The sequence below is a fragment of the Enterobacter sp. CFEC122 genome (assembly GCF_052983755.1).
The window spans coordinates 1-26,762 of record NZ_JBRIQR010000030.1 but is presented as its reverse complement, the minus strand read 5'-3'; the positions used below and the strand labels follow the sequence as shown (position 1 = coordinate 26,762).

The 26,762-nt window shown below is 55.0% G+C and carries 29 protein-coding genes and 2 pseudogenes; 9 read left to right on the top strand and 22 right to left on the bottom strand.

Annotated features, from left to right (window positions below; all coding sequences use genetic code 11):
• The first annotated feature begins 38 nt into the window (after positions 1-38).
• Complete coding sequence (locus ACVCAM_RS18865; protein WP_025913344.1) at positions 39-1,454, top strand: DNA cytosine methyltransferase; 1,416 nt, start codon at positions 39-41, stop codon at positions 1,452-1,454.
• Positions 1,435-1,926 carry a very short patch repair endonuclease gene (locus ACVCAM_RS18860; protein WP_025913345.1) on the top strand — a complete coding sequence of 164 codons (492 nt, stop codon included), beginning with the start codon at positions 1,435-1,437 and terminating at the stop codon, positions 1,924-1,926. The genes ACVCAM_RS18865 and ACVCAM_RS18860 overlap by 20 nt, the downstream gene beginning before the upstream one ends.
• Here ACVCAM_RS18860 and yedA read toward each other — a convergent pair.
• Complete coding sequence (yedA, locus tag ACVCAM_RS18855) at positions 1,898-2,812, bottom strand: drug/metabolite exporter YedA (protein WP_025913347.1); 915 nt, start codon at positions 2,810-2,812, stop codon at positions 1,898-1,900. The two genes, ACVCAM_RS18860 and yedA, sit on opposite strands and share 29 nt — an antisense overlap.
• Before the next feature lie 178 nt (positions 2,813-2,990).
• On the opposite strand from yedA, the gene ACVCAM_RS18850 reads away from it, so the two are divergent.
• The 3 genes and pseudogenes from ACVCAM_RS18850 to dgcQ all read left to right on the top strand — a co-directional run bounded on the left by ACVCAM_RS18850 (position 2,991) and on the right by dgcQ (position 5,936).
• On the top strand, positions 2,991-3,902 hold the full coding sequence (locus ACVCAM_RS18850; RefSeq protein WP_008500306.1) for a DUF808 domain-containing protein: 912 nt from the start codon (positions 2,991-2,993) through the stop codon (positions 3,900-3,902).
• A gap of 78 nt (positions 3,903-3,980) precedes the next feature.
• On the top strand, positions 3,981-4,163 hold the full coding sequence (locus tag ACVCAM_RS18845; RefSeq protein ID WP_008500307.1) for a YodC family protein: 183 nt from the start codon (positions 3,981-3,983) through the stop codon (positions 4,161-4,163).
• Between the two features lie 73 nt (positions 4,164-4,236).
• Positions 4,237-5,936: pseudogene (gene dgcQ, locus ACVCAM_RS18840) on the top strand (cellulose biosynthesis regulator diguanylate cyclase DgcQ).
• Here the strand turns inward: dgcQ and ACVCAM_RS18835 are convergent.
• Both ACVCAM_RS18835 and yodD read right to left on the bottom strand, forming a co-directional pair.
• Positions 5,921-6,721 (bottom strand): mannosyl-3-phosphoglycerate phosphatase-related protein, encoded by an 801-nt coding sequence (locus tag ACVCAM_RS18835; protein WP_032652560.1) that lies wholly within the window; start codon positions 6,719-6,721, stop codon positions 5,921-5,923. The pseudogene dgcQ and the gene ACVCAM_RS18835 overlap by 16 nt on opposite strands.
• 301 nt (positions 6,722-7,022) lie before the next feature.
• A complete protein-coding gene (gene yodD, locus ACVCAM_RS18830) occupies positions 7,023-7,250 on the bottom strand; it encodes a YodD family peroxide/acid resistance protein (protein WP_008500310.1) in 228 nt (75 codons plus the stop codon).
• Between the two features lie 136 nt (positions 7,251-7,386).
• Between yodD and dsrB the strand changes: the two genes are divergently transcribed.
• Positions 7,387-7,575, top strand: a complete 189-nt coding sequence (gene dsrB / locus ACVCAM_RS18825; RefSeq protein ID WP_008500312.1) for a protein DsrB — start codon at positions 7,387-7,389, stop codon at positions 7,573-7,575.
• Positions 7,576-7,682: 107 nt separating this feature from the next.
• On the opposite strand, the gene rcsA is transcribed toward dsrB, so the two are convergent.
• The 14 genes and pseudogenes from rcsA to fliF all read right to left on the bottom strand — a co-directional run bounded on the left by rcsA (position 7,683) and on the right by fliF (position 19,217).
• A complete protein-coding gene (gene rcsA, locus ACVCAM_RS18820) occupies positions 7,683-8,306 on the bottom strand; it encodes a transcriptional regulator RcsA (protein ID WP_008500313.1) in 624 nt (207 codons plus the stop codon).
• A gap of 287 nt (positions 8,307-8,593) precedes the next feature.
• A pseudogene (gene fliR, locus ACVCAM_RS18815) lies at positions 8,594-9,386 on the bottom strand (flagellar biosynthetic protein FliR); the annotation flags it as partial.
• A 7-nt stretch (positions 9,387-9,393) separates the two neighbouring features.
• Positions 9,394-9,663 (bottom strand): flagellar biosynthesis protein FliQ, encoded by a 270-nt coding sequence (gene fliQ / locus ACVCAM_RS18810; protein ID WP_008500315.1) that lies wholly within the window; start codon positions 9,661-9,663, stop codon positions 9,394-9,396.
• 9 nt (positions 9,664-9,672) lie between these two features.
• Positions 9,673-10,410: a flagellar type III secretion system pore protein FliP gene (gene fliP / locus ACVCAM_RS18805; protein ID WP_008500316.1), complete on the bottom strand. Its 738-nt coding sequence runs from the start codon at positions 10,408-10,410 to the stop codon at positions 9,673-9,675.
• Positions 10,410-10,784 carry a flagellar biosynthetic protein FliO gene (gene fliO / locus ACVCAM_RS18800; protein ID WP_021241389.1) on the bottom strand — a complete coding sequence of 125 codons (375 nt, stop codon included), beginning with the start codon at positions 10,782-10,784 and terminating at the stop codon, positions 10,410-10,412. Before fliO ends, fliP begins: the two co-directional genes overlap by 1 nt.
• Positions 10,785-10,786: 2 nt before the next feature.
• Positions 10,787-11,200 (bottom strand): flagellar motor switch protein FliN, encoded by a 414-nt coding sequence (gene fliN / locus ACVCAM_RS18795; protein WP_008500318.1) that lies wholly within the window; start codon positions 11,198-11,200, stop codon positions 10,787-10,789.
• Positions 11,197-12,201, bottom strand: coding sequence for a flagellar motor switch protein FliM (gene fliM / locus ACVCAM_RS18790; protein ID WP_008500320.1), 1,005 nt, complete (start codon positions 12,199-12,201; stop codon positions 11,197-11,199). Before fliM ends, fliN begins: the two co-directional genes overlap by 4 nt.
• A 4-nt stretch (positions 12,202-12,205) precedes the next feature.
• Positions 12,206-12,676: a flagellar basal body-associated protein FliL gene (gene fliL / locus ACVCAM_RS18785; protein ID WP_021241388.1), complete on the bottom strand. Its 471-nt coding sequence runs from the start codon at positions 12,674-12,676 to the stop codon at positions 12,206-12,208.
• A gap of 106 nt (positions 12,677-12,782) precedes the next feature.
• Entirely contained in the window at positions 12,783-14,015 is a 1,233-nt protein-coding gene (gene fliK / locus ACVCAM_RS18780; RefSeq protein WP_248247903.1) for a flagellar hook length control protein FliK, read from the bottom strand.
• Positions 14,012-14,455, bottom strand: coding sequence for a flagellar export protein FliJ (gene fliJ, locus ACVCAM_RS18775; protein WP_021241386.1), 444 nt, complete (start codon positions 14,453-14,455; stop codon positions 14,012-14,014). Before fliJ ends, fliK begins: the two co-directional genes overlap by 4 nt.
• Positions 14,456-14,476: 21 nt before the next feature.
• Positions 14,477-15,847: a flagellar protein export ATPase FliI gene (gene fliI, locus ACVCAM_RS18770; protein WP_008500325.1), complete on the bottom strand. Its 1,371-nt coding sequence runs from the start codon at positions 15,845-15,847 to the stop codon at positions 14,477-14,479.
• Positions 15,847-16,554 (bottom strand): flagellar assembly protein FliH, encoded by a 708-nt coding sequence (gene fliH / locus ACVCAM_RS18765; RefSeq protein ID WP_008500326.1) that lies wholly within the window; start codon positions 16,552-16,554, stop codon positions 15,847-15,849. The genes fliI and fliH overlap by 1 nt, the downstream gene beginning before the upstream one ends.
• Positions 16,547-17,545, bottom strand: coding sequence for a flagellar motor switch protein FliG (gene fliG / locus ACVCAM_RS18760; RefSeq protein ID WP_008500327.1), 999 nt, complete (start codon positions 17,543-17,545; stop codon positions 16,547-16,549). The genes fliH and fliG overlap by 8 nt, the downstream gene beginning before the upstream one ends.
• Complete coding sequence (gene fliF, locus ACVCAM_RS18755) at positions 17,538-19,217, bottom strand: flagellar basal-body MS-ring/collar protein FliF (protein ID WP_021241384.1); 1,680 nt, start codon at positions 19,215-19,217, stop codon at positions 17,538-17,540. The genes fliG and fliF overlap by 8 nt, the downstream gene beginning before the upstream one ends.
• A 228-nt stretch (positions 19,218-19,445) precedes the next feature.
• Here fliF and fliE point away from each other — a divergent pair, with 228 nt between their 5' ends.
• Both fliE and yedD read left to right on the top strand, forming a co-directional pair.
• Positions 19,446-19,760 carry a flagellar hook-basal body complex protein FliE gene (fliE, locus tag ACVCAM_RS18750; RefSeq protein ID WP_008500329.1) on the top strand — a complete coding sequence of 105 codons (315 nt, stop codon included), beginning with the start codon at positions 19,446-19,448 and terminating at the stop codon, positions 19,758-19,760.
• Between the two features lie 74 nt (positions 19,761-19,834).
• Positions 19,835-20,248, top strand: coding sequence for a lipoprotein YedD (gene yedD, locus ACVCAM_RS18745; RefSeq protein ID WP_023293875.1), 414 nt, complete (start codon positions 19,835-19,837; stop codon positions 20,246-20,248).
• A 93-nt stretch (positions 20,249-20,341) separates the two neighbouring features.
• Here yedD and amyA read toward each other — a convergent pair whose 3' ends face one another.
• Genes amyA through fliD form a run of 4 tightly spaced genes read right to left on the bottom strand, consistent with a single transcriptional unit; the run spans position 20,342 to position 24,111 of the window.
• Positions 20,342-21,829: an alpha-amylase gene (amyA, locus tag ACVCAM_RS18740; RefSeq protein WP_021241382.1), complete on the bottom strand. Its 1,488-nt coding sequence runs from the start codon at positions 21,827-21,829 to the stop codon at positions 20,342-20,344.
• Positions 21,830-21,880: 51 nt separating this feature from the next.
• On the bottom strand, positions 21,881-22,255 hold the full coding sequence (fliT, locus tag ACVCAM_RS18735; protein ID WP_008500332.1) for a flagella biosynthesis regulatory protein FliT: 375 nt from the start codon (positions 22,253-22,255) through the stop codon (positions 21,881-21,883).
• A 5-nt stretch (positions 22,256-22,260) separates the two neighbouring features.
• On the bottom strand, positions 22,261-22,665 hold the full coding sequence (gene fliS, locus ACVCAM_RS18730) for a flagellar export chaperone FliS (protein WP_025912252.1): 405 nt from the start codon (positions 22,663-22,665) through the stop codon (positions 22,261-22,263).
• A 21-nt stretch (positions 22,666-22,686) separates the two neighbouring features.
• A complete protein-coding gene (gene fliD / locus ACVCAM_RS18725; protein WP_025912253.1) occupies positions 22,687-24,111 on the bottom strand; it encodes a flagellar filament capping protein FliD in 1,425 nt (474 codons plus the stop codon).
• A 403-nt stretch (positions 24,112-24,514) separates the two neighbouring features.
• Between fliD and ACVCAM_RS18720 the strand changes: the two genes are divergently transcribed.
• Positions 24,515-25,339 (top strand): flagellin N-terminal helical domain-containing protein, encoded by an 825-nt coding sequence (locus ACVCAM_RS18720; protein ID WP_025912254.1) that lies wholly within the window; start codon positions 24,515-24,517, stop codon positions 25,337-25,339.
• A gap of 1,001 nt (positions 25,340-26,340) precedes the next feature.
• Here the strand turns inward: ACVCAM_RS18720 and ACVCAM_RS18715 are convergent.
• Positions 26,341-26,762 (bottom strand): hypothetical protein (locus tag ACVCAM_RS18715; protein ID WP_447093642.1); only part of this gene is annotated, 422 nt, incomplete at its 5' end.

Sequence of the window (26,762 nt, the reverse complement as noted above, 5' to 3'; positions counted from 1 at the left end):
TTTACTCTCCGGTTAAAAGAATGCAGGAAAATCGAGCAGTGAAAGAGCCCGCGCCCGCGCAGGCTGAGAAATCAACGGCAACGGTGCAGGCCTTACTGCGCCAGCTGTTGGATATCTATGATGCTAAAACGCTGGCCAGTCTGCTGGTGGCGCACGGCGAAAGCCACTGGAGCCCGGCGATCCTTAAACGTCTGCTGACCAGCGAGCGAGCAGGGCGTCGCCTGAGTGAAGGCGAGTTTCGTTATCTGCAAAACCTGCTTCCGCGACCTTCTGCCGCGCACCCGAACTATGCCTTCCGGTTTATCGATCTGTTTGCCGGTATCGGTGGTATTCGGCACGGTTTTGAAGCTATCGGCGGACAGTGCGTATTTACCAGCGAGTGGAACAAGCACGCCGTGCGGACCTATAAGGCCAACTGGTACTGCGACCCGCACGAGCATCATTTCAACGCCGATATTCGCGATGTCACCCTGAGCCATAAAAGCGGCGTGAGCGATGAGGAGGCCGCCGAGCATATTCGTCAGACGATCCCCGCGCATGACGTGCTGCTGGCCGGCTTCCCGTGCCAGCCTTTTTCGCTGGCCGGCGTCTCCAAGAAGAATGCCCTCGGACGCGCCCACGGTTTCGCCTGCGATACGCAGGGAACGCTGTTTTTTGACGTGGCGCGCATTATTGACGCCCGTCGTCCAGCCATTTTTGTACTGGAAAACGTCAAAAACTTAAAAAGCCACGACGGCGGGAAAACCTTCCGCATTATCATGCAAACGCTGGATGAGCTGGGTTATGACGTGGCCGATTCAGAGGACATGGGCGCGGACGATCCTAAAATCATTGATGGGAAACATTTCCTGCCCCAGCATCGCGAACGTATCGTGCTGGTGGGTTTCCGCCGCGATCTCAATCTGAAGGGGGATTTCACCCTGCGGGATATTCCTTCTCTGTATCCCGAGCGCCGTCCTACCGTGGCCGACCTGCTGGAACCGGTCGTCGACGCGAAATTTATCCTGACCCCGGTGCTGTGGAAATACCTTTACCGCTATGCCAAGAAGCATCAGGCGAAAGGCAACGGCTTCGGTTTTGGGATGGTCAACCCGAACGATCCGCACAGCGTCACCCGCACGCTGTCTGCTCGCTACTATAAAGACGGCGCGGAAATCCTGATCGACAGAGGCTGGGACAAAGCGCTGGGTGAAAAAGATTTCGACGATCCGCACAACCAGCGTCATCGCCCACGGCGCTTAACGCCGCGGGAATGCGCCCGGTTGATGGGCTTTGAAACGCCGCAAGGCTACGGTTTCCGCATTCCGGTTTCAGACACCCAGGCGTACCGCCAGTTTGGTAACTCGGTCGTCGTTCCCGCGTTTGCGGCTGTCGCAAAACTGCTGGCTCCGCGCATCAGACAGGCGGTGGCGCTACGCCAGAGTGAGGCCGTCAATGACGGACGTTCACGATAAGGCCACGCGCAGTAAAAACATGCGTGCCATCGGCACGCGTGACACCGCCATTGAAAAGCGCCTGGCCGCGCTGCTGACGCAGGCAGGGTTTGACTTTCGCGTGCAGGATCCCGCCCTGGCGGGGCGTCCCGATTTCGTCCTCGACGCCTGGCAGTGCATCATCTTTACCCACGGCTGCTTCTGGCACCATCACGACTGCTACCTGTTTAAAGTCCCCGCGACGCGCACCGATTTCTGGCTGGATAAGATTGGCAAGAACGTCGAGCGTGACAAACGGGATCTTTCAATGCTTATTGCGCAGGGCTGGCGGGTGCTGATCGTCTGGGAGTGTGCGCTGAGAGGCAGACTAAAGCTGAACGATACCGATCTGCGCGAACGGCTGGAAGAGTGGATCTGCGGCGGCGGTCAGACCGCGCAGATCGACACGCAGGGTATTCACCTGCTTACGGTTTCTCCACCTCGCAAGGCGTGACCACCGGTTTTGCCGGCAGCAGATATTTGCCCAGCGTGACCAGCACGACGGCAAACACGATGATCCCAAGAGCAATCCATTCCACAGGCGAGAGCGTTTCTCCCCCCAGTCCCGTTCCGAGCAGCACGGCCACGACCGGGTTGACGTAGGCGTAGCTGGTGGCGACAGCCGGAGAGACGTTGCGGATCAGGAACATATAGGCGTTAATGGCGATGATAGAGCCAAACAGCGCCAGGTAGCCTACCGCGAGAAAGCCCGACAGGTCCGGCAGCGCGGTCAGCTTTTCTCCCGTCAGCGCCGAGACCAGCAGCAGGACAATCCCCGCGGCGAGCATCTCAATCGCACCGGCCATCATGCCGGTCGGCAGTTCGATACGTGACCCGTAGACGGAACCCAACGCCCAGCTCATCGAGCCGATCAGGATAATCACCGCGCCCCACGGATTCCCGCTCAGGTTGCCGCCGCTGTTGAGCAGAACAATGCCGGCCAGCCCAATCCCAATCCCCAGCCATTCCAGCTTGCGGGTGCGGATGCCGAAAAGACGGCTGAAGCAGAGGGTAAACAGCGGTACGGTGGCAACGACCACGGCGGCGATCCCGGACGGGACGTTCTGGTGCTCGGCAATCGTCACAAACCCGTTCCCCACTGCCAGCAGCAGCAGGCCGATCAGGGCGGCATTCAGCATCGGGCGCAGCGGGGGAAGCTTATGCCCGCGCAGCATCAGGAAGGCCAGCAGCAGGATACCCGCCGAAAGGAAGCGGATGCCCGCCATCATCAGCGGCGGCCAGCTTTCCACGCCGATGCGAATGACAAAGTAGGTTGAGCCCCAGATGATGTACAGCGAAAAGAGTGCCCCGATGAGCGGTAGCAATTGCCGGAAACGCATAATCCCTCACGTCGAAATAAAAAGGTCGCTGATAGTAAACGCGAAAACTATCGCGCTGGCGAGCCCTTTAATTGTGTAGCTGATGTGAATTTTTTGTTGACGTAAGGTGCCTGTTTCCGGGTTTGCGCTTTTGCTCCATACTATTCACTTAATTACCAAAAAATGAAGGATTAAGATTTTGGCAGGAAGTAGCTTATTAACATTGCTGGATGATATAGCCACCCTACTGGACGACATTTCAGTGATGGGGAAACTGGCGGCGAAGAAAACCGCAGGCGTGCTGGGCGATGATTTATCGCTTAACGCGCAGCAGGTGAGTGGGGTGAGGGCAAACCGTGAACTGCCGGTGGTGTGGGGCGTGGCGAAAGGTTCTTTCCTGAATAAGGTGATCCTGGTGCCGCTGGCGCTGCTGATCAGCGCCTTTATCCCCTGGGCCATCACGCCGTTACTGATGATCGGTGGGGCATTTCTCTGCTTCGAGGGCGTGGAGAAGGTGCTCCACTCCTTTAGCGCGCGCAAGCAGAGCGATACGCCGGAGGTACGCCAGCAGCGTCTTGAAGCGCTGGCCGCGCAGGATCCGAAAACCTTCGAGCGTGATAAGGTCAAAGGCGCTATTCGGACCGACTTTATCCTGTCTGCGGAAATCGTCGCGATTACGCTGGGCATTGTCTCTGACGCGCCGCTCCTGAATCAGGTCCTGATCCTCTCCGGCATCGCGATTCTGGTCACCGTGGGCGTGTACGGTCTGGTGGGACTGATCGTCAAGCTGGACGATATTGGCTACTGGCTGGAAGAAAAGTCGAGCGCGGTGGCAAGAGGCATCGGCAAAAGCCTGCTGGTGCTGGCGCCCTGGCTGATGAAGAGCTTATCGGTGGTGGGCACGCTGGCGATGTTCCTCGTAGGCGGCGGAATTGTGGTTCACGGCATTGCGCCGCTGCACCATGCCATCGAACATTTCTCCTCCACGCAGGGGGCCGTTATCGCGGCGATTCTGCCTACGCTGCTGAACCTGGTGCTGGGCTTTATCATTGGCGCTATCGTCGTTGCGGCGGTGAAGCTGGTTGAGAAAATTCGCGGCACGTCGCACTAATTGTTACCGTCGGCAGGATGCAAAAAGACCATTCCTCGTCTAAATTGAAACAGTTTCACCCTGATACAGGAGGCAGGTATGGTCTTTTTGGTCAGTGATGAAGTTAAGCCTAAAAAGGGCGGCCCACGTATGATCGTCACCGGGTATTCCAGCGGAATGGTGGAATGCCGGTGGCACGATGGCTATAGCATCAAGCGGGAAGCATTCCGTGAAGATGAGCTTCAGCCGGGGGACGGGCAGCACAAACGGGACAAGGCTTAATCACATAACGCCCGGCTTTGCCGGGCGTTTTTATCTCAGGTTTCGGGTATAGAGCAGTAATCAGGGAGTGTGTGTGCAGCGCGATACCTTTGTTGTAAGACAAACTTTTTTGCAATGGCTGCATAAGCGTAGCAATCCGGGGCGGATTGTAATCTCTGTTTTCTGATCGTTCTGGTGTTTTCCACGCTCCTGACCTGGCGTGAGGTGGTGGTGCTGGAAGAGGCGTACATCTCCAGCCAGCGCAACCATCTGGATACGGTGGCCAGTTCGCTGGACAGGCAGTTACAGAACAGCGTCGACAGGATGCTGTTATTCCGCCAGGGCATGCATGATGCAATCGAGACGCCGCTGGCCTTTGATGTCCTACAGGACGCGGTGTCACGCTTTAACACCGTCCGCATGCTCCCCACCTGGCAGCTCGCCGTTGATAAAAAGCGCACCCTTCCCATCAACGGGGTCTCGGATGCGTTCGTGGATAAAACCACGCTTCTGAACCGGGACGCTGAGCGCATCAGTCATGAAATTTCTGCCGCGCTCGAAGTGGGGTATCTGCTCAGGCTGGCGTCATCGAGAGCGCAAACGGAAGCGCGGGTGATCTACGTCTCCCGCGCCGGATTTTTCCTTTCCACGGATACGCCGGATCGGGCGGGTGATATTACCGCCCGCTATTATAATCTGGTCACGCAGTCCTGGTTTACCCAGCAGTCAGAGCGTAACAATCGCGCGCGCGCCGTGCGCTGGTTTATCTCTACCCCTTCATCCTGGACCGGGGATGAACGCACGATCACCGCCAGCGTCCCCATCTATTTCGATCACTACTGGTATGGCGTCGTGGCGATGGACTTTACCTTAGACACGATGCAGCGTCTGCTGACCGACGCGACGGAAGACCGGACGGAGGGGGAGTATCAGCTGTACGATACCCGGCTTAATATGATTGCTACCTCAGCCCACGCGGGAAGTCCGGTTAACCAGTTTGACGAACGCGAAACGGCGCAGATTGCCCAGGCGATTGAACATGATACCGGCGGCGGTATCCGCCTCGGGAGCCGGTTTATCACCTGGGAGCGGCTCGATCATTTCGATGGCGTCGTCCTGCGGATCCACACCCTGCACGAAGGGGTGCAGGACGACTTCGGCAGTATCAGCATTGTGCTGGCGCTGCTGTGGGCGCTCTTTACCGCCATGCTGTTGATCTCGTGGCTGGTGATCCGTCGGATGGTGAGTAACATGTATACGCTTCAGCACTCGCTCCAGTGGCAGGCCTGGCACGATCCGCTGACCCGATTGAATAATCGCGGCGCGCTGTTCGACCGCGCAAAATTGCTGGCGGAAACCTGTCGTCAGCAGTCGCTGCCGTTCTCGGTGATTCAGATCGATCTCGACTATTTTAAAAACATCAACGACCGTTTTGGCCATCAGGCCGGTGATAAGGTGCTTTCCCATACGGCAGGCGTGATTGCCAGCGCGTTACGCAAGAATGACGTGGCCGGACGCGTCGGTGGCGAAGAGTTTTGTGTTGTCCTTCCCGGTCTTGGTCTGGAGGAGGCGAGAGGCGTCGCCGAACGCATTCGTTGCCGAATCAACAGTAAGGAGATCCTGGTGAAGAAGAGCACAACCCTGCGCATCAGCGCGTCACTGGGCGTCAGCAGCGCGGATGAAACGGGCAATTACGATTTTGAACAGCTGCAGTCCGTGGCGGACGCCCGGCTGTATCAGGCCAAGCAGAGCGGGCGTAACCGGGTCGTGTGGCGGGATCAGGACAGGAAATGATCCAGCCCCTCCTGCCAGCCCGCAGGCCCGGGCTGTTGGGTGTGATAAACCCGCGCGGGGTTATCGTCCCGTAGCGTGATGCCCTGGCGGTTAATCCCCTTGATCACCACCGCGAAGTCCATGCTGTCGAGCAGCGGCGCATCGTTGGGACCGTCGCCGAGCCCTAGCGTGGTGGGTTCAATGTCTTCCTGCTCGCGATACCGTTCAATCAGCCAGTTAACCGCCACGTCTTTACCGCAGCGGGCGTCCAGAATATGCCAGAAGCGCGCCCCCTGCAGGCATTGCAGGCCGCTGTGCGCCAGTTCCTCTTCAAACTGAAGCAAGTTCTCGTCGGTATCGCGCCAGATCAACGTGACGGAGGCTTCGTGCTTGCGGGCAAGCGTCGAACGGTAGCGCGTCAGTCCGGTCCACTCGCTAATAACGTGCTCATCCACATCGTCAAAGGTGGTGAATTTAAAGCCCGTCTGCAGGCGAATCTGCTCGATCCGCGGACGAATATCCCGGTGCGTCATCCCTCTAATCTGACGCTGGATATTGTCCCAGCGCACGTCAGGCTGAATCACCGCGCCGTTCTCGGCAATAAACGGCAGGCCTTCCAGCCCCAGATCCTGCTGAATATCCAGCATCTCTGCCGCGGTTTTACTGCTGCAGAGAATGATCGGAATCTGGTTATCCTGCAGCCTGTCCAGCCAGGGCATGGCGGGTTGCCAGTCATAGGTATGAATATCCAGCAACGAGCCATCCAGGTCGGAAAAAATCAGCAAGGTATCCCGCAGTGAAGGCATAGTGACTCCCGGTGACGCATGCGTTTCGCTCTAAGAAAATTCCTAAAAAATATCCGAATTGTTAACCGGAGAAATGAGAGTATTCCCTGGCAAACCCGCATTCGGCGTATGTTATTGCTCATAACCAAAAGCATTATGTTAAAAATATTATATTCATCCTAAGAATATATGCTTGTCAGACAAATTCGTTGGGGATAGTGTGGCATGTACATCAGATTTCCTGGTGTAACGAATTTTCAAGTGCTTCTTGCATAAGCAAGTTTTGATCCCGGTCATCCCCATGACCGGGATTTTTTTCGCCCTAACGATTGGCTTCCGACACGCTAAAGTCGTGAATATCGAGCTCGAAGGCCTCGGCCAGCTCGCGATAGGTGTGATAATCCCTTCCGTTGACAATGACGCGGTCCGAATTGTCGTCCGAGCGGCGGACTTCTGACTCGCTGATCTCATTGATGGCGGCCAGCAGGGCATCGACATCCACCTCGACTTCGCGCTTGATGGTATCGCTGTACTCTTTATCGGTCTTCATTGCGGGACTCCTCTTTCAACCTGCAAACGTGTCCAGGGTTAAGTATAGCCTGTGCATAAAAACGCCATTCACGCCGGGCGGCGATGTGCGTTTTTGCGTTTTGTTCTACACTGGCTCAAAACCAGAGGAGGAATGTATGAAGGTCAACGATCGGGTAACCGTTAAAACGGACGGTGGGCCGCGCCGCCCGGGTGTGGTGCTGGCAATTGAAGAGTTTAGCGAAGGTACAATGTACCTGGTATCACTGGAAGACTACCCGCTCGGCATTTGGTTTTTTAACGAACTGGGGCATCCGGACGGGATTTTTGTAGAGAAAGCAGACTAGCACGGCGTCGGGTAGCACATTGCGTGCCCGACACCCGCTGTAAAAGCAAAAATCTCTGGCCAGGCCAGAGATCAAAGGTAGGGTGCACAGGGTCTTTTCTTAAGCGACTAACGCATGTTGACGAAAATCCCGTTCGTCACATTATCGGTCAGGCGTACCACGTGGTAGATCACTTGCTTATTATGCGTTTTAATTTTCCGTTTAATATTTCCTTTGTGTGATGAAACGGTTTTCGCTTTAATATTCATCTGGTCGGAGATCTGAATAGTTCCTTGTCCCGCCATCCACATTCGCAGCATACTTGATTCAGTCCTGCTTAATGATAGGGTGGGTAAGTTAACCGCTCCTACATTTTTAACTTCTTTATTCAAATAATCACCCAAAATGTCATCCAGCGACTCGGGTTTAATCGATTTAGAACTGATCAATAAATTTTTACGGACCAACAAATACTCATCGAAATGGATATTCGCGATGGCCATAAAAACAATAAACAGGGTTTTTGGATGCTGATTAATGATTTGCTTAATGTGCTGACTGTTGGCTGGATCGTGAATGAAACAGTCCTCATTAATAAACACCACGCCTGGTTTTAGTTCGTCACAAGCGGCTGCGAGTTCGTCAACGGTGTGTGCATCGTTGATGTCTCTCTTTCTTACCCCTCTGCTTGCCAGGTACCCGGTTAACCCTAGCCGGGTGTAGCTGCATAAATCCATAATGATCGTTGACATGGCATACCCTCACTCAATGCGTAACGATAATTCACCATCTGCCTGAGAGCTCAAAACAGCCATACGGGATGGAAAAAAATAATAAACCTGTGAGCATGACAAAGACTTTCAGGCGGACTCACTATCCCGTAAAGTTACGTATAATTTGCCAGGAATCTTCTTAAAGTAAAGTAAATATTAAGTATTGTGAGGTGGTTAGAAACAATTAAACCGCGTCAGATATATCTTGGAAGATGTTTTTCGCGTTTTATTTTAGGAATATCCTCAGAAAGACAGTAACAACAGTGCGGGCTATTATTTACGTGGCAGTTCGCTGACAATATCCGCTAACAGGTTGAATATCTCGCCGAATAAATGTTCACAGAAGGGAGCGATAAGGGGCATCAGTAATGACATTAATAAAATTCCGACCGTCAGCGTCAGCGGAAAACCAATGACAAACACCGAAAGCTGCGGTGCCATTCGGTTGAGTAAACCTAACGCCAGGTTGACGGTCAGCAGCAGGGTGATGATCGGCAGCGCCAGCATCAGCCCGTTGAGGAAGATCAGCCCCGCGGCGCGAGTGAGCGCCAGGAAAGCGTTGCTGTTCACCGGATTTTCGCCAATCGGCAGCGTATGGAACGTGTCCACCAGCATGGAGATAAGCCACAGATGGCCGTTGAACGACAGAAACAGCAGCATGGCGAGCAGATCGATAATGCGCGCCAGCACGGGCATGTTGAGATGACTGCCGGGATCGACAAACGTGGCAAACGATAACCCCATCTGCAGGCCAATCAGTTCCCCCGCGGTACGCACGGCGGCAAAAGCGAGCTGCATGGTAAAGCCGACGGCAACGCCAATCATCACCTGCTGCAGGGCGAGCCACACCGCATTTGCCGAGAAGATCGGAATATTCACGGGAGGGAGAGACGGTGCGACGATAATGGAGATGATAATCCCCAGCCCCACTTTGACACGCTTGGGTATCGATTTCTCGCTGAGAATGGGGGCGGTGGAGATCAGCGCCATGATGCGAAGCATCGGCCAGAAATAGACGCCGAGCCACTGAACCCACTGGTCGCTGGTGAAGTGCAGCATCGTCAGGTCAGCCGATGATGTACGGCAGGTTGGTAAACAGGTTGCGCATATAGTCCAGCAGCAGGTTCAGCATCCACGGCCCGGCCACGATAATCGCCACGAACACGGCGATGATTTTCGGGATGAATGACAGCGTCATTTCGTTAATCTGCGTGGCGGCCTGGAGAATACTGATAATCAGACCGGTAACCAGCGCGACAAGCAGCAGCGGCGCGGCAACGGCAATCGCGATTTTCATCGCCTCCGTGCCCATCATCATGACCGATTCGGGTGTCATTGCCGTTCCTTAACTGTAGAAACTCTGCGCCAGCGAGCTGACCAGCAGCTGCCAGCCGTCGACCAGCACAAAGAGCATGATCTTAAAGGGCAGGGCGATGGTCGCGGGCGGCACCATCATCATCCCGAGCGCCATCAGGACGCTGGCGATCACCAGGTCGATAATCAGGAACGGAATAAAGATGGTAAAGCCAATCTGGAATGCGGTTTTCAGCTCGCTGGTCACATAGGCGGGCAGCAGAATACGCATGGGTACCGCTTCCGGTCCCTGCAGTTCGCCGGTGTTGGACAGGCGGGCAAAGAGGGCCAGATCGGCTTCACGCGTCTGGCGCAGCATAAATTCCCGCAGCGGCTGCGCGCCTTTATCCAGCGCTTCCTGCATGGAGATTTTATCTTCGCTGAACGGCTGGTAGGCGTCGGTGTAAATCTTATCGATCACCGGCGACATAATGAAAAAGGTCAAAAACAGCGCCAGCCCGAGCAGAACCTGGTTTGGCGGAGCGGAAGGGGTGCCCAGCGCGTTTCGCAGCAGACCAAAAACGATGATGATGCGGGTGAAGCTGGTCATCATCAGCAGGATGGCCGGAATAAACGTCAGCGAGGTGATGAACACCAGCGTCTGAACCGGAAGCGACCAGCTTTGGCCGCCGCCCGCGAGCGGGGTAGAAACCAGACCGGGCAATTGCGCATAGACCGCGGGAGCAAACAGTCCAACGCCCGCAAGCGTTAGGGATAACAAACGACGCATCAGGATCTCCCGGAACGCTTAAGCAAACTCTTCATCACGGACTGGAAATCCGCAGGGGCCTCTGCACGCTCGTCCACCACAGCAGGGGCGGGCGGCAGTTTATGTAACACGCTGATGTTTGACGCCGTGACGCCCAGGACCAGGCGCGCATCGTCCACCTCGACGATGACCACGCGTTCACGCGGCCCCAGCGTGGTGCTGGCGCTGACCTTCAGCCCGCGGGCACCGGCGGTTTTCCCCGCCAGGCCAAAGCGCTTCGCCAGCCAGGCGGCGATAAGAATAAAGGCAATAATACCGAACAACGCCCCGCTCACCTGGAGCAGAGGCGAGCCGGGAACGGCAGAAGGTTGCGATACTGTTGCCTGGGTTTTCATGCTTAACGGCTCAGACGACGCATACGTTCAGACGGGGTAATGATGTCGGTGATGCGTACGCCGTATTTATCGGCCACCACCACCACTTCACCCTGAGCAATCAGATAGCCGTTGATCAGGATATCCAGCGGCTCGCCGGCCAGACCGTCAAGGGCTACTACGGAGCCCTGCGTCAGGCGCAGCAGCTCTTTAATGGTCATGCGGGTGCGTCCCAGCTCAACGGTCAGCTTAACCGGGATATCCATAATCAGGTCGATATCCTGCAGCGTGCCGCTGACGTCACCGCCGCCGAGCTGCTGGAATACGGCATCCGCTGCGCTTTTGGCCGGGGTCGCTTTTTGCTCGTTTAACGCGTCAGCCCACAGATCGTCCAGTGCTCCGCTGTTTTCATCGGACGGATTGTTCATGTCACTCATTTGGGCTGTTCCTCATTCAGCGAATTCAAAATCGGGTTGATCAAGTGCTCAACGCGTAACGCATACTGACCGTTAATCGTGCCGTACTGGCTTGTCAGCACGGGGACACCATCCACATGGGCAATAATGCGGTCGGGTTTTTCTATCGGCAAAACATCACCGGGTTGTAATTTCAGGATCTGAGATAACCGCAGCGGGATATCGGCGAAGCTCGCCACCAGCTCAAGCTGCGAATGCTGGACCTGGCGGACCAGGTTTTCACGCCAGTTCTGGTCTTCGTTGCGCGAGTTCTCCAGCGGCGGGTTAACCAGCAGCTCGCGCAGCGGTTCGATCATGCTGAACGGCAGGCAGATGTTGAACTCGCCGGTCAGGTTACCGATCTCCACGTGGAACGGCGTATTCACGACGATATCGTTCGGGGAGGTGGTGATATTGGTAAATTTCACCTGCATCTCAGAACGGACGTACTCCACTTCCAGCGGGTTAATCGCTTTCCACGCGTCGCTGTAGGACTCCAGCGCTAGCTTCAGCATGCGGTTAATGACGCGCTGTTCGGTGTGGGTGAATTCGCGACCTTCTACTTTGGTCGGGAAACGCCCGTCGCCGCCGAACAGGTTATCCACCGCGATGAACACCAGGCTTGGGGAAAACACCACCAGACCGGTGCCGCGCAGCGGCTTCAGATGAATCAGGTTAAGGTTGGTTGGCACCGGCAGGTTGCGGGCAAACTCGTGATACGGCTGAATGCGGATCGCACCGACCGTAATATCCGGGCTACGACGCAGCAGGTTAAACAGCCCCATACGGAACTGACGTGCAAAACGTTCGTTAATGATCTCCAGCGCCTGCAGACGTTCACGTACCACGCGACGCTGGGTATTCGGGTCATAGGGACGAATATCGCTATCGCCGCCGATACCCGGTTGCGGATCATCACTTTTATCGCTGTCGCCGTTGAGCAGCGCATCGATTTCTGCCTGAGAAAGAATACTGTCGCCCATGTCGTTACCGCAGAATGAAGGCTGTATACAGAACGTCAGTGACTTCCTGCTTAGGTTGGCCGTTTACCAGCGGGGTCGCCAGCGTTTGTTTAATGGCGTCGACCAGCTTTTGCTTACCCACATCGGTGGCCAGCGCCGAAGCGTCCTGACGAGAGAACAGCAGCAGAAGGCGGCTACGCACCTCCGGAAGATAATCATTCAGACGCGCGCGCGTGGCTTCATCCTTCAGGCGCAGCGTAATACCGACATACAGCACACGATCCGCGTCACCGAGGTTCACGGTGAAGGTGTCCAGAGGGAAAAATACCGGCGCCGGCGGTGGTGCAGGTTCGGCTTTGGCCGCAGCGGTCGAAGGTTCCTGCTGCATACGCCAGTAACTATAGCCCGCGGTAGCGCAGGCGGCGAGCGTGATCAACACCAGCAGCGGGATCCAGATGGAACGCTTACTTTTTTTGGTGATAGCGGAGTCAGTCATCTGATACGAGCTTCCTGTTTCGGTACAGCTTAATAAGGTGATTATCCCGTGTCCTGCTGTCGTCAAAGCGTGGAAAAGACGGGGATAATCACGCTACCTCTGGCGTTTAGGCGAAGATGTCTACGGCACTGTTACCGCGCGCGGCGGATTGCAGAGCGGCAGGGACAGGCAGTAACTCATCGCTCTCGTCATTAAAGCCGCCGGTGTTGCCGGAACGCGAAGCCTGGTGCTGCTGCTGGGATGAGGACTGCTGCTGCCCGGCAAAGCTCTCGCTGCTGACGCTGCTTTGCGCAAGCTGAATGCCGTTCTCCGCCAGTGAGGTTCGCAGGACCGGCAGCGCGGCTTCCAGCGCCGCACGGACATGGCTGTGCGCAGAAACCATCTGCAGCTGCGCCTGGTTATCATCCAGCTTAAGCGAAATTTGCACCTGACCCAGATCTTCCGGGTGCAGACGCAGCTCGGCTGTCTGCTGGCCCTGTTTAGTGAACAGGGTGATGTGCTGGCTCAGGGACTGCTGCCATTCATGCGTACCCAGAGGCTGGCTTAACACCGGCGCGGTGGCGACGGTGGCGGCTGTCTGACTGGTCGCATGGCTGGACATAATCGGTGCCAGGGTCGCCGTCGGTGAGGCTGAGGAGGAGGAACTGGCAAGCTCCTGCTTCTCTGCCGTTGCGGCCACGGCCGGCGTGGCCGGCGCGTTACCCGACAGGGCCGGGTCGCTGTTTTTCGCCTGGCTCTGATAAGGCGCAGCACTCTGGGCTTTATCATGGCTTCCCGGAAGCGCGTTCAGGGACGGCTGGCCCGCGCCGTTTTGCGTCAGCGCCGCTGAACTCAGCGTTGCGGTGGCGGACACACCGTCACTGCCTGCCGCACGTGAGGTGCTGGTCTGCTGGTGCGGCAGCATGGCCATCAGCGCGCTTAACCCGGCCAGCTCCTCTTCGCTCAGCTCGCTTTTGCCGTCATCTTTGCTGTTGACCGCATTAAGCGTTTTCAGGGCATCACCCTTTGACAGCGGCACCAGCCCGGATACCAGCGTATCAAGCGACGTGACGGACGACGTTTCATCGCCTTTCAGCGCAGTTTGACGCGAGAGCAGGTCGGCAATTTTGGTCTGCAGGGTGGTATCCCCTTTGGCGTCCTGAGCAACGTGGGACAGCTTGCTGCCGGCGGCTTTCAGGTCAGCCAGAGTCAGGGGCGCATCGTTGCCCTTGCCCGTCGCGTCCGACAGGGCGCCCGCAAGCAGCGCGAGAAAGTCCTGTGCACCGTCGGTGCCTTTTCCTGTCTGCGTACCGCCTGACAGGTCGCTGTCGCTCATCAGCAGTTGTTGCAGTGTGATCATTCCGGTTTCCTCATTGATGCGCGCTGGGCAAACTCATCCATTTTTTTCTGATCCAGGCGGTTTTCCGCCAGGGTCGTTGCCGCAATCTGTCGGTCCTGTAAGGTCTGCCAGGCCTGCAGTCGCTGCTTCTTCTCGCGCCAGAAATTCAGCGCGGTATCGACTTTCTGGGTCCACTGGTGAAGCTGCTGGCGATGCTGATCTATCGCCTTCTCCAGCGTCTGGATAAACTGCTGATAGTTAATCCAGCGCTGGCTTCCAATGCCCTGTGTCATATCGGTATTGAGGTTGGTGCGATATTCATGCTGATAGTCGATTAACATCTTCAACTGTTCTTCAGCCTGCTGGCACCCGCGTCGCATTGCGCCAAGCTGCAATGCGGCATCATCAACTTCTTTTTCAGCCAGATCTTTCAGCGTTGATAACGCGCTGTTTTGCGCCATGACCTTCGCCCTCCACCTGTGTTACACCTGCGGGAAAATCAGCTCCAGAGCCTGAATTGAATCTTCCCAGTCGGCACGTTCAAAAATGCCTTGTTGCAAAAATGCCTCCAGCTGCGGCCACAGGGTAATCGCTTTGTCGAGCATCGGGTCGCTGCCTTTGGCATACGCCCCTACGCTGACCAGATCGCGGTTGCGCTGGAAGCTGGAGAGGAGTTGTTTAAAGTTACGCACGCGGGCGTAGTGTTTCTCGGTTATCAGCGCGGTCATCGCGCGGCTGATAGAGGCTTCAATATCTATCGCCGGATAGTGTCCGGCTTCGGCCAGACGACGAGACAGCACGATATGACCGTCAAGGATCGCGCGCGCGGAGTCGGCAATCGGATCCTGCTGGTCATCGCCTTCGGTCAGCACCGTATAGAACGCGGTGATGGAGCCGCCGCCGCTGATGCCGTTCCCCGCACGTTCCACCAGGGCAGGGAGTTTGGCGAAGACCGAAGGCGGGTAGCCTTTGGTCGCCGGTGGCTCACCGATAGCCAGCGCGATTTCACGCTGCGCCATCGCGTAGCGGGTCAGGGAATCCATGATCAGCAGCACGTGCTTGCCGCGGTCACGAAAATCTTCGGCGATGCGGGTGGCATAGGCTGCCCCCTGCATACGCAGTAACGGCGACACGTCCGCCGGTGCGGCAATGACCACCGAGCGGGCTCGGCCTTCCGCACCCAGAATGTTTTCAATAAAGTCTTTTACTTCACGACCGCGCTCGCCGATCAGGCCCACGACGATAACGTCCGCCTGGGTGTAGCGCGCCATCATGCCGAGCAGGACGGATTTACCCACGCCTGACCCGGCGAACAGGCCCATACGTTGCCCGCGTCCCACGGTCAGCAGGGCGTTAATCGGGCGCACGCCGGTGTCGAGCACATGCTCGATAGGGGTTCGCTGCAGGGGGTTAAACGGCTGGGTAATTAATGCGCCGGTTTCGGTAGTGTCCGGGGAGGGCAGCCCGTCGAGCGGCTTCCCGCTGCCGTCCAGCACGCGACCCAGCAGGGCAGGACCAAGCGGCAGCTGTTTCCCGCTTTGCAGCCCATCGCCGGACGTGTTTTTGGCATACACGCGCGCGCCGGGCAGAATACCTTCCACCTCTTCAAGCGGCATCAGGAACAGGCGCTGGCCGTTGAACCCGACCACTTCGCTTTCTACTTCACGCGTTTCCAGACCGTCCTGACGCTCAATCACGCAGGTCGCGCCCAGCGGAAGCTGCAGGCCGGTGGCCTCCAGGACCAGACCGGTGGCGCGCGTCAGCCGCCCATAACGACGAACAGATGGCAGTTGCGCCATCTTCGTCTCAAAGTTGTCGAGCGTGGTGAGCCAGCGGGTGAGGCGTGCGGTCATCAGACGACTCCCGGTGCCGCCAGGCGACACAGTTCCTGCCAGCGGGTGGCGACGCTGGCATCCAGATCGCCTTCATCGGCAGAAACTTTGCAGCCGCCGTGATGTAAAGACGGATCGCCGCGCAGACGCCAGCCGTGCAGGTTTAGCGTCGCGCCCAGGCTCTCTTCCACGCGCTGCAGGTCGTCCGGATGGACGCGCAGCTGCGGCTTACCGCTGAACAGCGGCTCCTGCTGCAGCAGGCCCTGAATTTGTTTGATTAGCGCCGTGTTATCCACCACGGGCGTCTGGCCGATCACCTGACGCGCGGCTTCCAGCGCCATCTGCATCAGTCGCGAGGCAATCACGCTGTCCAGCGCGTCCAGCGTGTGCTGAAACTCGCTGACCAGCTGCTGCATGCGGGCATGGATCGGCGCCTGCTGCTGGCGCGCCTGATCGATACCGTGCTCTAGCCCTTTCGCCAGGCCTTCCTGATACCCCAGCTCGTGGCCTTTCTGCCGGCCTTCGTTCAGACCGGCATTGTAGCCCTGCTCGTGCGCCTGCATTTGCAGCTGAGCCAGCATTTGCGCCTGCTGCTCCTCTTCGCTCAGCTCGGGCTGCTCGACGTCCGGGTCAAGCGCCTCGGTCGGGATCGCGGCTGGCGTGAACTCGGAGAGGGGAGGGGCCAGATCGTCCGGCGTCCAGCGCTTCCACGGCAGCTCATTAGACATAGGTGTCGTCTCCGCTGCCAATCACCATCTCGCCGGTTTCCGCCAGACGACGAACGATAAGCAGAATGGCTTTCTGTTCGTTTTCCACCTGAGACAGACGAACCGGACCGCGGTTGGCAAGGTCGTCGCGCAGGATATCGGCCGCACGTTGAGACATGTTGCGCAGGAACTTCTCGCGCAGCGGCTGCTCGGCGCCTTTGAGGGCGATAAGCAGCGACTCGGAATCCACTTCCTGGAGCAGGCGCTGGATGCTGCGGTCGTCCACTTCGACGAGGTTTTCGAACAGGAACATCTCGTCGATGATTTTCTGTGCCAGCTCGCCGTCGAATTCGCGAACCGCCGTAATGACGGCCTCTTCCTGCTGCGTTTTCATCAGGTTGATGATTTCTGCCGCCGTTCTCACGCCGCCCATTTTGCTGCGCTTGAGGTTCTGGCCGTCGAGCAGGTTGTTCAGCACCTCGGTCAGCTCCGCCAGCGCGGCAGGCTGAACGCCGCCGAAGGTGGCGATACGCAGCATCACATCGTGACGCAGACGCTCTTCGAACAGCGCCAGAATATCGGCCGCCTGACCACGTTTGAGGTGGACAAGGATGGTGGCGATAATCTGCGGGTGCTCGTCGCGAATAAGGTCCGCGGCACTCTGCGGTTCCATAAAGTTAAGCGTTTCGATACCGCTGGCGGTATCGCGCGTTTCCAGAATGTCTTCCAGCAGGCTGGCGGCACGCTCTTCGCCCAGCGCCTTGACCAGCACGGAACGCAGGTAGTCGTTGGCGTTGACGTTCAGCGCGGCAAACTGTTCGGCTTCCTGCTCAAACTCCGACAGCACTTCGGTCAGCTGCTTGTTGGAGATTTGACGCACGTTGGCCATCGCCGCACTGAGAATTTGCACTTCCCGCTGGGAGAGGTGTTTAAACACCTCCGCCGCGCGATCTTCGCCAATGGTCATCAGCAGGATGACGCTTTTATCGGTGCCCGTAAGCGTATTACTCATGTTCGTTACCCATCCACTGACGGATGACCAGCGCCACGACGCGCGGATCGTTATCTGACATTTCGCGAATGCGCTGGCTCATCACCTCGGCACCCATGCGCTGGTTAGCGCGGCGCTGCTGCATCTGTTCATCTTTGCTGAGGCGCACTTCAACCGCTTCTTCCGTTTCCTGACGCGCATTCATCTGCTCGCGAGCCGCTTTTTCAGCTTCAGCACGGCGCTGGAGCTGAGGACGAACGCCCTTGCGCCACAGCAGCCACGCGACAATCAGCACCAGCAGCCAGCGTCCTGCGGACATCAGCTGGTCGATAAACGCCTGCTGTTGCCAGAACGGCAGTTCACCGCCGGTCTCTTCCACCGAGTTGAACGGTGAGTTCACCACGTTGAGGGTATCGCCGCGCTTCTCGGAGTAACCCATCGCTTCACGGGTCAGGTTTTCAATCTGCTTCATCTGCTCGGCGGTCAACGGCAACGGTTTGCCATCCGCCAGCGTTTTGTAGTTCACCACTACCGCCACGGAAAGACGCTGAATATCGCCCACGTTCAGTTTAGTGTGGCGAATCGTTCTATCCACTTCGTAGTTCGTGGTTTCGTTACGGCTGCTGTTTCGTGGACCGCTGTTCGTCGCCGTTGAGGTGGTCTGCTGGTTATTCTGCTGGCCGTTCTGCTGATTGGCCGGCGGCGTAGAGATCGGCGCCGCGTTAGCCGGGGCAGGCTGGTTAGACAGCGCGCCCGGCACGCCGCCCGGGTTTGCGCCGCCAATCTGCTCGCTGGTGTTGATCTGGCGCGAACGCATAACCGCCTGCGCCGCATCGCCGTTCGGGCTGTACTGCTCTTCGGTTTGTTCTTTATTCGAGAAGTCGATCTGCGCGGTGACCTGCGCGTGCACGTTGCTGTTGCCCACCACCGGACCCAGGATCGCTTCGATACGGCGCTGGAGACGGCTTTCCACATCAGCGGCATATTTCAGCTGCGCGTCATTCAGATCGCGACCGGCGGTATTGGATTGCGTCAGCAGGTGACCGCTCTGGTCAACCAGCGTCACGTTACCCGGCGGCAGACCGGCCACGGCGCTGGAGACGAGATGCGTCACCGCGCTGATTTGCCCTTCGTCCAGCGCGCGGCCAGGCTCAAGGTTCACGGTCACGGAAGCCGAAGGCGATTTCTGTTCGCGGACAAATAAGGAAGGTTTTGGCATCGCCAGGTGCACGCGGGCACTCTTCACCGGGCCTAATGTTTCAATGGTGCGGGCCAGCTCACCTTCCAGCGCACGCTGGTAGTTCACCTGCTCGCTGAACTGGCTGATACCGAATTTTTCCTGATCCAGCAGCTCAAAGCCTACCGCGCCGCCCTTCGGCAGCCCCTGCTGGGCCAGGCGCAGACGCAGTTCGTGCACCTTATCTGCCGGGACCTCCAGCGCACCGCCATTATCGGCAAAGCGATAAGGGATGTTCATCTGGGTCAGCTGGGTGACGATGGCGCCGCCATCCTGATCGGAAAGGTTACTGTAGAGCGTCCGGTAATCAGGGCTTTTCGCCCACAGGACCATCGCTACAAGGATCGCAATTGCGGCAGCGCCTGCCACGATCAACGGGATTTTAGGATTCGCGCGAAGGCGGTTCATCCACTCGAGTGATTTATTCTGCGGCGCTGTCGATGCTGTTGCACTCATTGCGCACCTCTTAAATCCTGGTGGTTTACGTTATTCGTGTAGAGAAACAAAACTGACTCCCGGGTCGGCAAACACGACAAATGTTCCATATTGATGGCCCTGCCATTATTTGATGATTCGTGATTTTCTATGCGTCAAATAACCTGGTTTTTTCATGCTATTTACCGCCATTATCTTATTGACAAGCTGTTAGTCTTGACCGCGTAAAAAACCATCCAGGGGAGAGTCATGGCTATACAGGGCATTGAAGGGGTAATCAGTCAGCTGCAGGCAACGGCGATGACGGCCCGTAATCAGAATGTGGCAGATCAGCAGCCGAGCATCAGCTTTGCAGGGCAACTGCATGCCGCTCTTGACCGTATCAGTGATACCCAGACCGCAGCGCGCACGCAGGCAGAGAAATTCACCCTCGGCGAGCCGGGCGTGGCGCTGAATGATGTGATGACCGATTTGCAAAAAGCCTCGGTTTCCCTGCAGATGGGGATCCAGGTGCGTAACAAGCTGGTGTCGGCTTATCAGGAAGTGATGGGGATGCAGGTCTAAGACCTGTCGATCTTCGCTGGCAGCCGCAGCGCTTTAATGCCACAATATTTTTTTCTTCGAATGCAGGAAAGATGATGAAAAAAATAGCAATTGCTGGCGCGCTGCTGGCACTGACCGGGTGCGTTCAGGTCGATAATTATAAAGAGGTGATCAAGCATCCTGTCCCGGCGCATCTGGCAGGATACTGGCAGTCAAAAGGGCCGCAGAGCAAAATGGTCAGCCCTGAAGCGATTGCCACGCTGGTGGTGACGGAAGAGGGCGATACGCTGGACTGCCGTCAGTGGCAGCGCGTGATTGCCGTGCCGGGTAAAATCATGCTGCGTTCAGACAGTTATTACAACGTGACGCGCAAGCTGGATATCTATCCGCTGGAGCGCGATGGCTCGACGCTTGAGTACGACGGGCTGGAGTTGCAGAAGGTCGATCGCCCAACGGTTGAGTGTGCCGATTACCTGAGCAAGCATCCGCTGGAGAGTAAATTACCGTAGCCGTTTGTTGCCGGGTGGCGCTGACGCTTACCCGGCCTACAAAAGTGCCTTCGCGTAGGCCGGGTAAGGCGAAGCCGCCACCCGGCATGGTTTCTACAGCGCATCCTCAATTACCCACACGCTCACGCTTCCGCCTTTGCAGGTAAACGTCCCTTCGCCATCCGCCGCCGTGGTGACCGTTTCTTCGCGATTGCCGAGAAAATCACGCCACGTTTTGTTGCCGTAGTTTTCCCCCAGGCAAATTACCTTCTCGCCGTCGTCCCCGTTCGACATCACCACCACGCAGCCGGGATCGTCTTCCGTGCCGCTGCGGCTGAAGGCGATGCAGTTAGGATGGTCAAAAAAGAGCGTCTGCACGCCGTGGGCAAAACGCTGGCGCGCGAGGATCAGCTCGTGGAGCTGCTCAATCACAGGCATATCAATATGGTACGTTTCACCGTCTCCACCCGTATCGTCATAGCTGGCGCCAAAGAGGTCCGGATAAAAGACGCTCGGCACGCCATTTTCCCGCAGCAGGATCAGCGCATACGCCAGCGGTTTAAACCAGGCTTCGACCGGGGCTTCCAGCGCCTGCAAAGGCTGGGTGTCATGGTTTGCGACGAGGGTCACCGCATGAAACGGATCGGCTTCCACCAGCGTGCCGGTAAAGATTTGGCTCATGTCGTAATCCCGGCCCTGACGTGACGCCTCGTGGAATTTCATCTGCAGGGGGGCATCAAACAGCATGGTTTTGCCTTCGACCTGGTCGATATAGGCCTGAAGTTTATCCACCTCATGGGACCAGTATTCCGCCACGATAAACAGCGGCTGGTCGGCGACCTCCTGGACGTGCTCAATCCACTCTTTGTAGAACCAGGCGGGAATATGCTTGACGGCGTCCAGGCGAAAGCCGTCGCAACGCGTCTGTTCCATGACCCAGCGGGCCCAGTATTTGATCTCCTCGGTGACGGCGTGATTGCGAAAGTCGATATTTTCGCCCATCAGATAATCGAAGTTACCCATCTCATCATCAACCTGATCGTTCCAGCCTTCGCCGGTGTAGTCGTTGACGATTTTAAAAATGCCGTCTTCATCAGGGTTTTCAATGTGGTCGACGCCGCTGAAGCATTTGTAGTCCCAGATAAACTGGGAATATTGCCCGGCGCGGGCAGGGAAGGTGTAGCGGGTCCAGGCTTCGCACTCGATGACCTCATCGTCGATCTGCGTGCGATCCTGCTCGTTCACGCGCTGAACGCGGACGGGCTCTTTTTCATCGGCACCCATTTTGTGGTTCACCACCACGTCCAGCAGCACGGCAATGTCGTTGCGCTTGAGGGCGTCGATGGCTTCCAGCAGCTGCGCTTTGTCACCGTATTTCGTGGCGATACTGCCTTTCTGGTCAAACTCGCCCAGATCGAACAGGTCATAGGAGTCATAGCCGACAGAATACCCGCCTGACGCGCCTTTATAGGCGGGCGGGAGCCAGATCATGTTAATGCCGATTTCGTTAAGATTGGGGGCTAACGCCGTGACCTCTCGCCACAATTCACCGCCAGCAGGGTAGTACCAGTGAAAACATTGTAACAGGGTGGGGTTTTTCATCATCCTTGCTCCAGAAGCCATTGGCAGACTTCTGGAGTATGGATGAAGAAATCATAGTTGTGTGTCGCGGGTAAAACTTTCTGGGTAAAGAATATTCCCTGACAGCTTTCCATAGGTAGACGTGATGGATTGCTGTTTGCCGGTTTGATCGATCAGATTGCGCAGTTCGTCCATTCGGACTTTCAGCAGCGCTTTTAGCGCATTCTCATTTTCAAGGATCATTTCCAGCAGCGCACGCGCTTGCTCAACCTGAGCCGGAGGGCATGACATAATGGGTGTTTGAGAAATCCTCTCCACCAGTTGTACATAATGCATTTCCTGCTCGATAAGCGCATCCCATTGACCAGAATGTGCGAGATTTAGCATAGCAATGCTCTGAGCATGTAACGCCTGCCAGTGGCTAAGCGCTGCGCTGGGATTATTCATCAAAATTATCCTGAAATAGAGGACGCATTGGGGCCGATTTGCTTCCACGCATCCGCAATGTTGTTTAATAAACCCTCGACTTCAACAATTGCGTCTACGTCATTACTGACATTCGCCAGTAACAAACGTCGAACCATATATTCGTACAAGGAGGCAAGGTTACCGGACAACTCGCTCTCAACCTCCATGTTCAGTCCTGCTTTTAAACCGTTGTCGATGATGTTGATGGCTTTGGATAACGCTTCGCCTTTTTCACGAATTTGTCCGGCTTCCAGGAACAAACGCGCGCGGACAAGGGCGCTATGCGCCCCGTCGAACAACATGACAATCAGCTGGTGTGGACTGGCATTCATCACTGCGCTTTCGACTCCTATCTGCTGATAGGATTGAACACCAGAGGTGTTATACATATCCACTCCTCAATGCGACGACTATTTCTGTGAGAACTGTTGGGTCAGGTAGTTGGCTGTATTGGTCATTTTGGTGACTAATACGTCCAGGCTGGTGAACTGGGTTTTGTAACGCGCCATGGTGGCTTCAATTTGGGCATCCATGGCATCGTAACGTTCACCCAGAGTTTTCAACGTTTTGTTGATCCCGTCTTTCGCGTTCTGGATCACACCGGCGCTGCCGGTACTGGTGCTGAGCATGGAGGTCAGCGTGTTATTCATCTGGGTCGCCATGCCGGTTTTCTTCCCGTCACCGACAAAATACTGCTGTACGGCGTTCGGGTTTTCGGTCAGCGCTTTTTTCAGCTTGTCGGTATCGACCTTCAGGTTACCGACGGTACCGTCTGCGCCTTTTACCGGGTCCTGGGTAATCCCCAGTTGGGCCATGATTTGAACAGAGCCGGCCTGCACTTCGGTCAGCAGACCGCGCAGCTGAGACTGGATCCCACGCACGTTCGCATCACCGACCAGCGCGCCGTTGCTGGTAGACTGGCTGCCAGAGCCTGCATCGACCGGTACATATTTTGTCAGGCTGTTTATGGTGGACTGCAGCGAGTTGTACGCCGTTACCCAGTCCGTAATCGCCTTCTGGTTAGCATCCGTTGCGCGAGTGACCTCTAGTGTTTCATCCGCCTTGCTTTCTGCTTTCAGCGAGAAAGTCACGCCAGGCAGCGCATCGGTAATGGTATTCGACTGGCGCTCGATAGAGATGTTGTTCACCACCACAATCGCGTTCTGCGCGTCGGTGTTCACCGTCAGCGCGCCCGTTTTGGTGGTTGAATCGTAGCCAATTGCGCTTTGCAGCTTGGCGTCGCCGGTGACGCTGACGGTCATCGCACCATCGGTACCGGTGGTTTTTGATGACAGCATCAGGCGGTAATCACCGTCTTTCGCTTTAATAACGCTGGCGGTGACGTTGCCGTTCGCTTTGTTAATGGCGCTCGCGATCCCGGCCAGCGACGTATCACCATCGGCCAGCGTGACTTCTAAAGGCGTTTTCGTGCCCGGCTGGGTGATGGTGATTTTACGGGTCGTACCTGTCGTATCGCCTAACAAATCCGTGTTGTTTGCATAGGAGCCGGTTGTGAGCGCCTGTGCCTTTGCAACCTGGTTGACGTTAACCACAAAGGAACCCACGGAGGCGTCAGCCGTCGTCGTGGCGGTAAAGGCCGTGTTGGTGCTGCTCACGGACGTTGAGTTCCAGGTGGTGGCTTTACCCAGTGCAGCGGTGGCAGTCTGCAGCGATGTCATGGCGCTCTGCAGCTTGCCGTAAGCGCTTAACTGTGCGTTATACGTTGATTGCTGGGAAGTAATCGTCGTCAGCTTGGTTTTCTCTGCCGCTTCCAACTGATTATATAAATCCCCGAGTCCTGCAGAACCTATCCCGAGGTTACTGATAGTAGCCATGCATATTTTCCTTAAAATACGAAAGTAGTTCAGGACTCTTATCGGCCTCTTAACGCAAAAGTTTACGATGGTGAGAAAAAAATAATCCAAAGAATAGGCACGTCCTGGCGGGGTTAATGAAAGGATTGCACTTTAGGATCATTATCCGCGCATTTAAAACATGAATAAGTGTGTGCCCTTTTGGTCATCTCTTTGCGCGTTAAAAAAGCGTAAATAATAACGCTTTGGCAAACCTTAATTGATTTTTTTTAAAAATAAAACTGTTAATAATCAGTTGGTTGTAATTTTTTCAAAATTGATTCTAAAGTCTTTTGGGGACCCGTCGATAACCTTGTTGACGGTGAGAGACGCTGTGAGTGTTAGGCACCGGACCTAAAACCCAATTTTTGAAGGAAAGAAAATTATGGCAGTTATCAATACTAACCTGTTGTCCCTGACCACTCAGAACAACCTGAACAAATCTCAGTCTTCTCTGGGCACTGCTATTGAGCGTCTGTCTTCAGGTCTGCGTATCAACAGCGCGAAAGACGATGCCGCTGGCCAGGCGATTGCAAACCGCATGACCGCTCAGATCAAAGGTATGAACCAGGCAGCACGTAACGCCAACGACGGTATCTCCATGGCGCAGACTGCTGAAGGCTCCCTGAACGAAATCAACAACAACCTGCAGCGCGTTCGTGAACTGGCTGTTCAGGCAAGCAACGGTACTAACAGTACTACTGACCTGGCCTCTCTGCAGGATGAAGTTACTGCTCGTCTGCAAGAAATCGACCGCGTTGCAGGCAAAACTGACTTCAACGGCATCAAACTGCTGAACGGTACTGCAGGTGCTTCTGGTGTGGTTAAAATCCAGGTTGGCGTGAATGACGGCGACATCATTAATCTGGATCTGAGCGGCGCTAAAGCTGACTCTGCTACTCTGGGTGTGAGTGGAATCAACCTCAAATCAATGAGCGCTACTGATCTGGACACCATCGATAAAGCTATCGCTAAAGTTGATACCGCGCGTTCAGGCCTGGGTGCTGTGCAGAACCGCTTCACTTCTGCAATCAACAACCTGAACAACACCTCTAACAACCTGTCTGCTGCTCAGTCCCGTATCCAGGACGCTGACTACGCAACTGAAGTTTCCAACATGTCTCGGGCGCAGATCCTGCAGCAGGCTGGTACTTCTGTTCTGTCTCAGGCAAACCAGGTTCCACAGACCGTTCTGTCTCTGCTGCGTTGATAAATTTTTTAGTTTTTGTTTTCAAAAAGCCAACCCAAAGGTTGGCTTTTTTTATTGAATAAAGATAATCAGCAGCTATGCTGGGTTTCTGGAAAAGCATTAGCATTCATTCTGTTATAAAAAGCCTTATGATTTTTAAAACATACCTACCGTACAAGACCGTCAAGCGGAAAAAACAAAAGTAATAGCCAATCGGGGACGGAAAAGTGTTTGTATATACTCCATGGAACTCTAAATATCACTTAGCTTTCGATTCTTGATAATGTAGGCAAGTGTTATGCGAGGAAAAAAGTAGAGTATAAAAAGCCTTTTGCCATAGCTATGTGAAAGTGAAAAGCATGAATGCTGGAAGCAAGGAATTTAATCAAACATATACCTGTTTATTTGGGTTTTCTGCTCTACTCTAGCTAATTAATGAACCGAGAAATTAATAATATTTTCATCAGTAATAATTCACCTGCAGCTCAATTAAACAACGGTAATTATAATATGACAAGGAGCTGTATCTTATTCAACCGGGCAAGTCGACACAGAACAGATTTATTTATAGCTTCACAGATGATACATCTGATACAGATTTGAGTGTCTTAACGAGTCACTTGATAAGTGATATCGTTTGCGGAGCGAAAACAATTGATGATTGACGACAGGACTATAACAAATGCTATTCACATTCGGTGCTGAATTACTAGACTTCAACTAAATTAAAATTGAGGTTGCGATGTTTTGTGGTATTTATTAAACAAAATTATGAAAAGAAATTCTTTAGCTTTACTAAATTTCGTATTCAGAATGTGGATTTTTTGTTTGGCGCGAGTGGCAAGATTAAGGCCACTTATCTCAAGTAACCTTAATCTCAATTGAGCAACTAAACCATTATGATTACATTTCAAGCATTAATAGACAAGATATTGCGAGCTGAAGATAATTTGGATCAAAATATATTTACAAGGCATTTATCCCTGAGTGTATTAATAAATAGAACCTCATTTTAGAATGATTTAATGCTTGCACCATCGCGCAATGAATCTTTCAAGAGAGTAAATGGTGTCGATATTTACTGGAAGGCTATAGCGAGCTAAAAGATTGCTGACACGCTGACTCTCACTTCCTCTATTTTCATTATCGTTTTTTATAAGGAAATAATGATAGATAAATGACAGCCATTTTTTCGAACGCTGCTGGTGTAGTTCGTAGTCTTTGTCAGTAATAAGAGCGTTTAGAAATTCATTTATATCATCATAGCAATCACTTTCATAGACACCACCATGTATACCCAGAACACTTCTTGAAAGGAGTCCCATGGGTTTTTGATAAAAAACTGCTTCGTACTGAATCGTCGACTGTGTAAAAAGATAGTAATCCGTAGCGTTCAGAAGAGTATGTATATTCTCTTCTGTTTTTATAATGTAAGGTGAGTTAG

Bases quoted from the DNA above. Each gene is read 5' to 3' on its own strand.
- fliD (WP_025912253.1), bottom strand. From the start codon at position 24,111: ATGGCTACTATCAGTAACCTCGGGATAGGTTCTGCAGGACTCGGGGAT.
- fliQ (WP_008500315.1), bottom strand. From the start codon at position 9,663: ATGACACCCGAATCGGTCATGATGATGGGCACGGAGGCGATGAAAATC.
- fliO (WP_021241389.1), bottom strand. From the start codon at position 10,784: ATGAAAACCCAGGCAACAGTATCGCAACCTTCTGCCGTTCCCGGCTCG.
- rcsA (WP_008500313.1), bottom strand. From the start codon at position 8,306: ATGTCAACGATCATTATGGATTTATGCAGCTACACCCGGCTAGGGTTA.
- ACVCAM_RS18860 (WP_025913345.1), top strand. From the start codon at position 1,435: ATGACGGACGTTCACGATAAGGCCACGCGCAGTAAAAACATGCGTGCC.
- ACVCAM_RS18845 (WP_008500307.1), top strand. From the start codon at position 3,981: ATGGTCTTTTTGGTCAGTGATGAAGTTAAGCCTAAAAAGGGCGGCCCA.
- fliP (WP_008500316.1), bottom strand. From the start codon at position 10,410: ATGCGTCGTTTGTTATCCCTAACGCTTGCGGGCGTTGGACTGTTTGCT.
- yodD (WP_008500310.1), bottom strand. From the start codon at position 7,250: ATGAAGACCGATAAAGAGTACAGCGATACCATCAAGCGCGAAGTCGAG.
- fliL (WP_021241388.1), bottom strand. From the start codon at position 12,676: ATGACTGACTCCGCTATCACCAAAAAAAGTAAGCGTTCCATCTGGATC.
- fliJ (WP_021241386.1), bottom strand. From the start codon at position 14,455: ATGGCGCAAAACAGCGCGTTATCAACGCTGAAAGATCTGGCTGAAAAA.
- fliK (WP_248247903.1), bottom strand. From the start codon at position 14,015: ATGATCACACTGCAACAACTGCTGATGAGCGACAGCGACCTGTCAGGC.
- ACVCAM_RS18720 (WP_025912254.1), top strand. From the start codon at position 24,515: ATGGCAGTTATCAATACTAACCTGTTGTCCCTGACCACTCAGAACAAC.
- amyA (WP_021241382.1), bottom strand. From the start codon at position 21,829: ATGAAAAACCCCACCCTGTTACAATGTTTTCACTGGTACTACCCTGCT.
- dsrB (WP_008500312.1), top strand. From the start codon at position 7,387: ATGAAGGTCAACGATCGGGTAACCGTTAAAACGGACGGTGGGCCGCGC.
- yedD (WP_023293875.1), top strand. From the start codon at position 19,835: ATGAAAAAAATAGCAATTGCTGGCGCGCTGCTGGCACTGACCGGGTGC.
- ACVCAM_RS18835 (WP_032652560.1), bottom strand. From the start codon at position 6,721: ATGCCTTCACTGCGGGATACCTTGCTGATTTTTTCCGACCTGGATGGC.
- fliM (WP_008500320.1), bottom strand. From the start codon at position 12,201: ATGGGCGACAGTATTCTTTCTCAGGCAGAAATCGATGCGCTGCTCAAC.
- fliF (WP_021241384.1), bottom strand. From the start codon at position 19,217: ATGAGTGCAACAGCATCGACAGCGCCGCAGAATAAATCACTCGAGTGG.
- fliN (WP_008500318.1), bottom strand. From the start codon at position 11,200: ATGAGTGACATGAACAATCCGTCCGATGAAAACAGCGGAGCACTGGAC.
- fliG (WP_008500327.1), bottom strand. From the start codon at position 17,545: ATGAGTAATACGCTTACGGGCACCGATAAAAGCGTCATCCTGCTGATG.
- fliS (WP_025912252.1), bottom strand. From the start codon at position 22,665: ATGTATAACACCTCTGGTGTTCAATCCTATCAGCAGATAGGAGTCGAA.
- fliE (WP_008500329.1), top strand. From the start codon at position 19,446: ATGGCTATACAGGGCATTGAAGGGGTAATCAGTCAGCTGCAGGCAACG.
- fliT (WP_008500332.1), bottom strand. From the start codon at position 22,255: ATGAATAATCCCAGCGCAGCGCTTAGCCACTGGCAGGCGTTACATGCT.
- fliI (WP_008500325.1), bottom strand. From the start codon at position 15,847: ATGACCGCACGCCTCACCCGCTGGCTCACCACGCTCGACAACTTTGAG.
- yedA (WP_025913347.1), bottom strand. From the start codon at position 2,812: ATGCGTTTCCGGCAATTGCTACCGCTCATCGGGGCACTCTTTTCGCTG.
- fliH (WP_008500326.1), bottom strand. From the start codon at position 16,554: ATGTCTAATGAGCTGCCGTGGAAGCGCTGGACGCCGGACGATCTGGCC.